Below are 10,272 nucleotides of genomic sequence, written 5' to 3' on the forward strand. Positions count from 1 at the left end.
AAGAACATCGCCGTGATCAGCGCGCCGGCGGCAAGGAAGACCGATCGCAGCCCGAGAGCGCTGCCGACGAAGCCGCCCGCCGCCGGGCCGAGGGTCATCCCGCCGTAGAGCGCCATGGTGTACCAGCCATAGGCCTGCCCCAGCACCTCGGGCGGAGTGACATCGGCGACATAAGACATCAAGGTCGGCGAAAATGCCGACAGCCCCATGCCGAACATCAGGTAGATGAGCCCCATCTGCAGCGGCGTCCGGCTCCAGAAAAGGAGGAAGGACGAGCAGGAGAGCAGCGCCAGCCCACTGAGCAGGGGTATCCTGCGACCGAGCCGGTCGGAGAGGAGTCCCGAGGGGATGGAGAGGAAGCCCGCCACCAGCATGAAAGCGCCGTTGATGAGCCCCACGTCCGCGGTATCGGCGCCCAGAGAGGTCGCCAGGAGCGGCACAATGGGAATGCGCATGTAGGAGCCGAAGAAGCAGACGAAGCTGATGGTGCAGGCGATGAGGAGAAGGCGGCTTGCGGAGTGTTTTGTGGTTTCGGTCACTGCTTTATCCAATCTGTTTGCTGCCACAACTGAAGCTGTAAGGCCGGAAGTGGTAATCCCACAAGTAGCATGCTACCGGCTTCAATGCAAATTTTAATGATGGGTATCCGGAAGCGGTGGCGATACGCCGTGGCGATGGACGCTTCGGCCGAGGAGGCGCTACCGTCATTCCCGCGGGGTAAGCGGGAATCCCGCGATGGATCCCCATGGAAGGACTCGGGATGACGCAGCCGAGGTCGTTGCTTCCCTTACCCCGCCCCCCCTCCCTGAGAAAGAGGGGCGGAGTAAGGGAGTGGATGGAACGGGGAATAACGAGGAGGGATCACTGCCTGACGTAGACGCTGTAGTTTACCCGAAGGATGAGCCCGTGCAGCCCTCTCACGGCCAAATCGGCAAAGACTTCCAGCTGCGCAGTGCCGGTGCCGCGATCCTCGTTGACCGTGGTGACCGAGGTGCCGTCAACCGCCCAGAGGGCATCGGTGACGGGGCCGTCGAAGGCAAAGCTGGCCAGCGACACCACGCAACTCGCCTGAACAGGCTGGATGACCAGGCTGATCCGCGGGTCGGGGATGATGAATGAGAGGGTATCCCTCGCCACCCCGCTGGCCGGCCCCGCGAAGAGACATTCTGCCACGCCCGAATAGACGCTCAGCCCCGGAGCCTGAATGGTGGTATTGGGATGCAAGGCGGTAACGGAAATAGCCATGATGAATCCTCCCTTCACCTGAGTGACTCGATCTTAAGCCCCTACTTGCCGCCAAGCATGGCGGATTTGATGTTTTTCAGCACCCCGAGATTCTTCTGGAGGCCGTTCACCTGCTTCTCCATGTCGGTGATGGCCGTGCCGAGTTGGGCGGCATTGCCCACCATACCGCCACTTCCCGACGCCTTTTTCATGAGCTCTCCCCCCATCTCGCTCATCTGCGCGTCGGCGTTACGCTGCGTCACCGAACCGCAGAGATATCCGGCGGCAAAGACGGTGGCGACCGTCGCGACCCTGAGACCATACATCATCGTCTTTCTTTCCATAGCTTCCTCCTTTAGCAGAAATCCCGGGATCTCCCGGGTTGAAACCTGAAGCTCGCTCACACCTCGATCCGGAACTCCGCGCCGTCCTGGCTGTTTCTGGCCGTCATCCTGCCGTTCATGTTCTTTTCGATGATGGCCTTGGACATGTAGAGGCCGATTCCGGTCCCCTTGTCCGGCCCCTTGGTGGTGAAGTACGGGTCGAAGATCTTGTCGATGATCTCCTCCGGGATCCCGCCGCCGTTGTCCCGGATGATTACGATTCCCCGATCCTCTTCCTGGGAGAGGAGCACCTCGATCCTCGGGCTCTCGATCTGCCGCTCCGTCAGTACGTCCCGGGCGTTGAGCATGATGTTGAGGAGCACCTGTGAGAACTCGTTGGGATAGCCGTGGACCTCGGCATCACCGGCTGTTGCCACCTCCAGGTGGATGCGGTGCGCCTTGAGGCTGGCGTCCATGATGGAGGTGACGTTGCTGACGGCCCGGCTCAGCCTGAAGGCGACCTTCTCCTTCTCGGGCCTGAAGAAGTTCCTGAAATCGTCGATGGTCTGGGACATGTGATTGATGATCTGCATGAAGCTGTTCACCGAGTTGTCGAGATACTCGCTGCTCAGATCGCCCACCTCGTAGGACATGGCGACGTCCTGGATCATCAGCCCCAGGGCGTTGAGCGGCTGGCGCCACTGGTGCGCGATGTTGTTGATCATCTCCCCGAGGGCAGCCTGCCGGTTCTGCTGGATCAGGAGGCGTTCCTTCTCCCGCAGGGCCTCGGTGGCCCTCAACCGCTCCAGGGTCTCCTCCTGCAAGGCCCCCTCCGCCTCCCGGCGCCGTTCCTCGCGCAGCAGGTTGTCGACGGCGAAAGAGAGATCGGCCCCCATCTGCTGGAGCAGGGCCACATGCTGCCCGTCGAAGAAATCCTTCTCCGCGGAATAGAGGGTCAGGGCGCCGAAGACCCGTCCCTCCTCCTTGAGAACGACCGAGGCCGAGGCGCGGATGCCGAAGGCCTCTCCCCTCTCGTGCCAGGCGAGGGTGCACGGGTCGTTCTGGAAGTCGTTGCAGATGTAATAGGCCCCGCCGCGCACCGCTATGCCGGTCGGCCCCTCGCCGTCGGGCCCTTTTTTCGTGGTGACGTCGAGCCCCCTGAGGTAGGCGGTGGCGCCGCTGGCCGCCGCCACCCGGATCCGTCCCCCCTTCTCAACCAGCCCCACCCAGGCCAGGAGGAAGCCCCCCTGGTTGGTCGCGATGCGGCAGAAATCGCGGAAGAGCGAGGTGCGGTCGGAGGCGCGGACGATGGCCTTACCGGTCTCGCTCAGCACCAGGTAGAGGCGGTTGAGCCTGCGCAGGCTTTCCTCGGCCCGCTGCCGCTCCACGATCTCCTGGCGCATCGCCTCCATGGCTTTCGCCAGCTCCTCCGTTCGCTCCTGTACCCGTTGCTCCAGCTCGTCATGGGCCCGGCGCAGCGCCTCTTCCGCCTCCTTCTTGTCGGTTATCTCGACTCCCATGACCCCTACGCCGCCCTTCCCTCCCGGCAGCGGTACGGGGAAGTAGGAAGCCAGCCAGTGCGCCATTTCGCCGGGCCTGCTCGGTATCGGGCTCTGCACCTCGGCGTTCAGTTCCGACTCTCCGGTTTCCAGGACCCGGCGCATCATGGCGCCGTGACTGTGGAGGTGTTCGGGCGACAGCTCGCCCACGGACCTGCCGATGATGCTGTCGCGATCGAGTCCGAAGTAGGTCGGCGTCACCCTGTCCGTTTTCAGGTACCTGAGCTCCTCGTCCAGTATGCTGAGCATGCCGGGAGAGGCGTCCAGAAAGGCTTCCAGCCGGGCCTCGCTGCGGCGGATCATTTCCTCCATCCGTTTCTGTTCCATGGCGATCGCCACCTGGTCGGTGACCGTCTTCATCAGCGCCAGATCCTGGGGTGAAAAACGGGTCCTGGTGCGGGTGCCGAAGGAGAGGGTACCGAGTACCCGCCCCTGGGCCATCATGGGGTGGCAGGCGTAGGCCGTGACGCCGTAGGTCCTGACCAGCGTGGTGCGTTGATCCGGGGTATTCTGCACGTCCTCCGCCACCACCCGGCACCCGCCCTCCGCCGCGCAGCCGCAGACCGCCATCCCCACATCGAGCCACTCGATCCTCTTCGCCTCATCGACGTCTATCCCGGCCCAGGTATTGAGGTGCAGGCGCTGCTGCTCCTCGTCGATCAGGAAGTTGAAGAAGACCTGGCAGTCCAGGAAGGCCATCACGTTGCTGCAGATGGAGTTGACCACTCCCTGCGGGGACTTGGTGGCCAGAAGCTCGCTGGCGGTCTGGGCCAGCAGGTTCAGCCGCACGTTGCTCTGGTGGAAGGCTTCCTCGGTCTCGCGTTGCTCGGTCACGTCGGTGCTGGTCCCGAACCAGCGCACCACGTTGCCCTGCTGGTCGCGCAAGGGAACGATCCGGGTCAGGAAGTGCCGGAAAACGCCGTCGTAGCGGCGCAGCGGGAAGACCATGTCGAACGGTTGGCCGGTGGCGATGGAGGCTTTCCACCGTTCCATGACCACGGGGAGGATTGAGGGGTCGTGCACCGACTGCCACCCCCACCCTTTCATCTCGTCGGCGGCGGTGCCGGTGTATTCATACCAGCGACGGTTGTACCAGAAGATCCAGCCGTCGGCTTTGGCGATCCAGCAAAGCTGGGGCATGGCGTCGGCGAGGCTGCGGAACCGGGTGACAGCGACGCTGTCCCGGGTTGCCGCCGTGCCGCGCTTTGAGGTCGGTCGCTTGTCGCTCGTCATGGCTTTTTACCCCGGCATGACTTCGTGGAAAAGGGATCTCTGGTGGGGCTACCGGATCGCATAGAGGTGATAACTGAAAGGGCTGGCGCCGTTGCCGCAGTTCCGGCTCCGGACTGGTGAATCCTATAGATTGTAGCGGGAAATTCCCGAGACGCACCTATCGATTGTGCCGTTACTTCCGCTCCACCACGGTCCGGATCATGGCGATGATGCTTTCGGGGGGAAGGACGTGCTGGGCGGCCCTGAGCTTCACTGCCTCCCCGGGCATGCCGTAGATGACAGAGGTCTCCTCATCCTGGGCTATGGTCAGGGCCCCTCGCTCCTGCATGGCCTTCAGGCCGGCTGCCCCGTCGCCCCCCATTCCCGTGAGGAGGATGCCCACCGCCTGGTCCCCGTACCTCTCTGCCATGCTGCAGAAGAGATGGGTGACCGACGGACAGAGGAATTGCCCGGGCTTGCCGGGGGTCAGCGTAATCCGCCCCAGCCCGTCGACCCCCATATGCCGGCCGCCGGGGGCCACGTACGCCGTCCCGGGCCGCAGGGTCTCCCCCTGCTCCCCGACCTTGACCACGATGGCGCAGGAGCCGGAAAGCCACTCGGCGAAACCGGGTACGAACTCGGCGGCCATGTGCTGCACCACCAGGAGCGGCACCGGGAAATCGGCGGCCAGCGCGGAGAGAATGCTGTGGATCACCACCGGTCCCCCGGTCGAGGCGCCGATCCCCACCGCCCTGACCTGCGCCGGGCCCCCTTCCCCCCTGGGGAGGGGCTGTTGCCGCGAGCGGCGCACCGATCTGCGGACTACCTTCACCTCGGACATGAGCCTCACGGTCTGCACCAGTTCCGCCGCGGCCCGGGCGTACTCGGGATCGACGATGCCGGGAGGCTTCAGCAGGATGGCGACCGCGCCGGCTTCAAGGGTGCGGAAGACGGCGGTGTCGGCCTTAGGATCGAGGGTGCCGGTGACGATCACCACCGGGACCGGGTACTTCGTCATGATCTCCCGGGTCGCCTCGAACCCGTCCATGCCTGGCATGTGGACGTCCATGGTGACCACATCGGGGCGCTTGTGCTCCAGGGCGGCCAGGGCCTCGATGCCGTTTCGGGCGGCACCGATCACCTGGATCTCCGGGTCAGCCGACAGTATGTGCTCTATTAGCTGCCGCGCCACCGGCGAGTCATCGACTATGAGGACCTTGATCATGACACACTCCGCACTCAGCAAAGCCGTCTGACGACCTCGAGCAGGTTGCTCTGATCGAAGCTGCTCTTGACGATGTAGGCGTTGGCCCCCACGTCCACGCCCCGCTCCCTATCCCCCCTGGTACCCAGCGCCGTGACCAGCACCACCGGGAGTTCCGCGAGATCGTGGTCCTGGCGAATCCTGGAGGTCAGTTCGAAGCCGTCCATCCTGGGCATCTCGACATCGGAGACCACGACATCGAAGGGCTCCCCCTTGAGCCTGGTGAAGGCATCGACACCATCGACCGCGGTGGTGACGCTGTAGCCGGCGGACTCCAGGATGTTGGTCAGCAAGGTACGGGACGTGATGGAGTCCTCGACCACCAGCACCTTTCGCCCCGGCGTCGATGCCACCTCGCGTTGGGCGGGAAGGGCGAACTGTGCCCCCGCCATCCTGGCAGCCGACTTCACCAGGTCCGCCACGTTGAGGATCGGGGCCACCTTCCCCGAGCCGAGGACGGTGGCGCCTGCGATGTTCCGGACCCGCGCCAGCTGCAGGCCGAGGCTTTTAAGGAGCACCTCCTGCTCGCCCAGCACTTCATCGACCAGGAAGGCGAGACTCTGATCCCCCGCCGTCACCACCACCGCCTGCAACTCTCCGGGGAGTACGCGCGGCTCGGGAAGCTCCAGCACCGCGCCCAGTCTCGCAAGGGAAACGACCGTCCCGCTCAAGGTCACGGTTTCCCGGTTCTCCACCGTCCTGATCTCCCCGTCCCGGAGCCTCACCGCCCGGTCCACGTGGGTGGCCGGGAGCACGAAGATGCGCTCCCCCACCCTCACCAGGATGCCCCGGAAGGTGGCGACACTGAGAGGAAGGACGAGGCGAAAGGTGGTCCCCGAGTCGGGCAAGCTTTCCACGGAGACGGTTCCCCCCAGCTTCTCGACCTTCTCCTTCACGATGGCGAGGCCAAGCCCGTGCCCGGAGACGTCGGTGATGATCGGACTGGTCGAGAGTCCCGAATAGAAGATGAAAGGGAGCAACTCACCTTCCCCAAGGCCTTGCACCTTTTCGGGGGACAGGGCGCCCATCTTCAGCAGCGCCGACCTTACCTGTGCGGGGCTGATGCCGGCTCCGTCGTCGCTGACCACGATCTCGGCCTTGTCATCCCTGGGCGCGATGTTGATGGTGATCCTTCCCCGCCGCGGCTTCTTCCTGGCCTCCCTCTCTTCGGGCTTCTCGATCCCGTGGTCTATCGAGTTCCTTACCAGGTGTATCAGCGGGTCCTTCATCTCCTCCAGGATGCGCCGGTCGATCTCGATTTCCTCCCCGCGTACCACAAGGTCGGCCTCCTTGCCGTTATCGCGGGACAGGTCGCGCACGATCTTGGGGAAGGACTCCAGCAGCGAAGAGAAGGGAAACATCATGGCCTTCTTGACGTCAGCCAGGAGGTTGTCAACCATTCCTCCGAGCGATCGGCTATCCTGCTCAGCCTCCTTGGTCTGGGCACCGTACCTAGCCTCCAGCGATCTTATGAAGGCGCTGTTCCAGGTCAGGAATTCCAGGACCTTATGGAGATCCTTGCCGTCAGAGAGAGTCGTTTCGGTCCCGACCTCGATAGCCCTGGCGGCCCCCGCCACCAGCTTCTGCACCTCCGGCGTCACCCTGCTCCACTCCTTGCTCCACTCCGTGAACGCCGAGCGGACCCCCCGCATCCTCAGGGCCCGCTGCCGGGCGGAGAGCTTGGCGGAGAGCATCTCTTCCGAGAGGAGCAGCACGGCGGAGAGCTTCCCCCACGACACCCTTACCGTCTCCCCGCCTACCGCAGGAGTCGCCTTGACCTCCCTGGCCGAACCCTTTTGCTCCGGTACCGGTCGCTCCGAGCCTGCCGGAGGTCCATTTCCCCGGGGAGCTTTAGGCTCGGCCGGAGGCGCGACATCAGGCTGAGACGCTCCTCCTGGCTGAGACGCCACCGCAGGCTGAGAGGCGGCGACGGCGGGTCGAGACGGCACCCCGGATGGAGGGGCCGAAGCTCCCCCCTGCGAAGTGGCACCTACCCTAGCGGCGCCAAGTTTCCTCACCAACTCCCGCTGCCAGTTTTTCTCCTCTTCGCCGGGCAGAGCTTCGGCGGTGGCAAGGAGGCGGGTCAAAAGGTCCACCGACTGCTGCAGGAGATCGAAGATCCGCGGGGACGGGCCGACCTCGCCGCGCTTCATCCCGGAGAAGAGCCCCTCCATGGCCTGGCAAAGCGATTCGATGTCGCTGCGCCCCACCGAGCGCGCCGCGCCCTTGAGGCTATGGGCCTCCCGGAAGACCGTCTCCACCAGCTGGGCCTGCTCCTCGGGGACTCCCTTCTCCAGCTCGATGAGCGAGGAGCTCATCCCCTGAAGGTGCTCCTCCGCCTCAAGCCTGAAGGTCTCCAGAAGGTGTTTTTGGAATTGCTCGTCCCGCTCCATGACTCATTCCTTGTACTGCTCCACCAGGTGTTTCAGCTTCTGCCCCAGTTCATGGAGATTTTGCACCGCCGCCTCAACCTGCTTCATCCCGGTGGCGTTCTGCTCGCTGGCGAGCTTGATATCCCCCATGGCCTGGGCCACCTGGTCCATCCCGGTCAACTGTTCCTGGCTCGAGGCCGAGATCTGCACCGCCGCCTGGGCCGATTCCTCGATGCTCATCCCCATGAGCCGGATCGCCTCGCCCGCCTCCTTCGACTGCCTGACGCCGTCGTCGACCGCCCTGTTCCCCTGCTCGGTGGCCATGACCGCCGTGTTGGTGGCTTTCTGGATGTCGTTGAGGATGTTCCTCACCTGGCCCGTGGCCTCCTTCGACTGCTCGGCCAGGCTCTTGACCTCCTGGGCCACCACCGCGAAGCCTTTCCCCTGCTCGCCGGCCTTGGCGGCTTCGATGGCGGCATTGACCGACAGGAGGTTGGACTGCTCGGCCAGGTCGTTGACGGAGGCGATGATTTCGCCGATCGCCTGGCTCTGCTCGGCGAGCTTGACGATGCTTTCGGCTATGAAGGCGACCTGGTCCTGGATCCGCCCCATGCCGGTCACCGAGTCCTCCACCGACTTCCTCCCGGTCTGGGCCACGGACACCGCCCTCTGGGCGGCATCGGAGACCTTGCGCGCCTTCTGGCTCGACACCTGGGCGGTCAGCTTGACCTCTTCCACGATGCTGGAGGTCTCGTTGACCGTGGCCGCCGTCTCAGCGGCACTGGAAGCGATCTGGCTCATGGAGGTCATGATCTCGCTGGACGAGGCCGCCAGGATCTCCGCCGCCTCGAGGATCTCCGTGTTCTGCCGCACCAGGTTCGCCGTGCGTTCCGCCACCCGCTGTTCGAGGGTCCGGTTCAGCTCCTTGAGCTCCTGGTCCACCTTCCTGCGCTGGGTGATGTCCCTGGCCGCGGCGAAGACGCCGAGGACGTTACCGTGGTCATCCTTGTAAACCGAGGCGTTGTAGAGGACGTGCGCCAGTGCGCCACTGCTGTGCATGATGGTGAGGGGGTAGTCGGTGACTGAGCCTTGCTCGAAGACCTGCTTGTACCCCTCTCCCGCCTTGTCCGGCTCGGTGAAGTAGCCGGTGAAATCGGTCCCGATCAGCTTTTCGCGGGGAACGCCCGTCACCTTGACGGTCGCCTCGTTCACGTCGGTGATCTTCCCTTCGGCGCTGATGGTCACCAGCGGGTCGAGGCTCGCCTCGATCAGGCTCCTCGCGTACTGCGAGGCCTGTTTCTGCTTGGTGATGTCGCGGATGGCAGCGATAACCAGCAGACCATCCTCGGTCTGCAGGGGGCTCAGGCTGATCTCGACCGGGAACTCGACCTCCCCTTTTCGCAGACCGTAGAGCTCCAGCCCCACCCCCATCGGGCGCACCTTGGGATCGCCGAAGAAGCTTCCCCGGTACCGGGGATGCTTCTCCCTGAAGCGTGGGGGGACCAAGATCTCGACCTTCCTCCCGATCAGCTCCTCGCGCGGATAGCCGAAGAGCCTCTCGGTCTGCGAGTTGACCAGGACGATCTCCCCCTCGGTATTGACGATGACGATGGCGTCGGGGGCATTTTCCAGGAATCCCCGGAACTTCTCCTCGGCCTTTTTGCGCTGGGTCACGTCCCTGGCGGCCGCGAAGACGCCCAAGAGCTGGCCGTCGTCATCCTTGTAGGCCGTGGCGTTGTAGAGGACCTCGCTAAGCCTCCCGTCCTTGTGCCTGATGGCAAGGGGCATGTCGAGCACGTACCCCTTCTCCAGCACCTGGCGGTAGGCATCCCCCGCCCTTTGGGGTTCGGTGAAGAAGTCACTGAAGTCCGAGCCGATCAGCCATTCGCGGGCTGCCCCGGTGATCCTCACGGTGGCGTCGTTGACCTCGGCGATCTTCCCTCCGGGATTGATGATGACCAGCGGGTCCTGGCTCATGTCGATCAGGCTCCGGATGAAATGCGAGCCCTGCATGGTCCGCACTACCATATTTTCAAGCCACTTCATGACGGTTCCTCCGAGCTGCAGCCCCTTCCTCCGGGTAAGCGATCCCTTCTAAACCACCTCATGAACCACGATCCTCTTGTCCGCAAGCATCTTCCCGGCATCCAGCACCACCAGGCGATCGGTGACGCCCTTCAGGTAATCGGCCCTGATCTCGGTCAGCGTCGGCAGCGACGGCTGAAGCTCTCCGGCATCGATGGTGCCGACCCCGACGATGGCATCGGCCAGTATGCCGAACTCCATCTTGCCGCCTTCCAGGATGATGACCTTGTTGT

General features: G+C 64.2%; 8 protein-coding genes. All 8 read right to left on the bottom strand.

Translation table 11 applies throughout. The annotated features are described in order from the left end of the window. A partial coding sequence (locus tag AC11W3_RS09045) for an MFS transporter (RefSeq protein WP_484092883.1) occupies positions 1-539 on the bottom strand: 539 nt, incomplete at its 3' end. Positions 540-861: 322 nt separating this feature from the next. Next, positions 862-1,245 carry a hypothetical protein gene (locus AC11W3_RS09050; RefSeq protein ID WP_484091455.1) on the bottom strand — a complete coding sequence of 128 codons (384 nt, stop codon included), beginning with the start codon at positions 1,243-1,245 and terminating at the stop codon, positions 862-864. A 41-nt stretch (positions 1,246-1,286) separates the two neighbouring features. Beyond that, a complete protein-coding gene (locus AC11W3_RS09055; RefSeq protein ID WP_484091454.1) occupies positions 1,287-1,568 on the bottom strand; it encodes a hypothetical protein in 282 nt (93 codons plus the stop codon). Between the two features lie 56 nt (positions 1,569-1,624). After that, the gene (locus AC11W3_RS09060) at positions 1,625-4,339 is read right to left on the bottom strand and encodes a GAF domain-containing protein (protein ID WP_484092884.1); all 2,715 of its coding nucleotides are present in this window, start codon (positions 4,337-4,339) and stop codon (positions 1,625-1,627) included. A gap of 172 nt (positions 4,340-4,511) precedes the next feature. Then, on the bottom strand, positions 4,512-5,543 hold the full coding sequence (cheB, locus tag AC11W3_RS09065; RefSeq protein ID WP_484092885.1) for a chemotaxis-specific protein-glutamate methyltransferase CheB: 1,032 nt from the start codon (positions 5,541-5,543) through the stop codon (positions 4,512-4,514). Positions 5,544-5,557: 14 nt separating this feature from the next. Next, positions 5,558-7,975, bottom strand: coding sequence for a hybrid sensor histidine kinase/response regulator (locus AC11W3_RS09070; protein WP_484092886.1), 2,418 nt, complete (start codon positions 7,973-7,975; stop codon positions 5,558-5,560). A 3-nt stretch (positions 7,976-7,978) separates the two neighbouring features. After that, positions 7,979-10,000 (bottom strand): methyl-accepting chemotaxis protein, encoded by a 2,022-nt coding sequence (locus AC11W3_RS09075; RefSeq protein WP_484092887.1) that lies wholly within the window; start codon positions 9,998-10,000, stop codon positions 7,979-7,981. 48 nt (positions 10,001-10,048) lie between these two features. Continuing rightward, positions 10,049-10,272, bottom strand: a 224-nt coding sequence (locus tag AC11W3_RS09080) for a chemotaxis protein CheW (protein ID WP_484092888.1), incomplete at its 5' end; no start/stop codon positions are given.

The organism is Geomonas sp. (assembly GCF_056994735.1).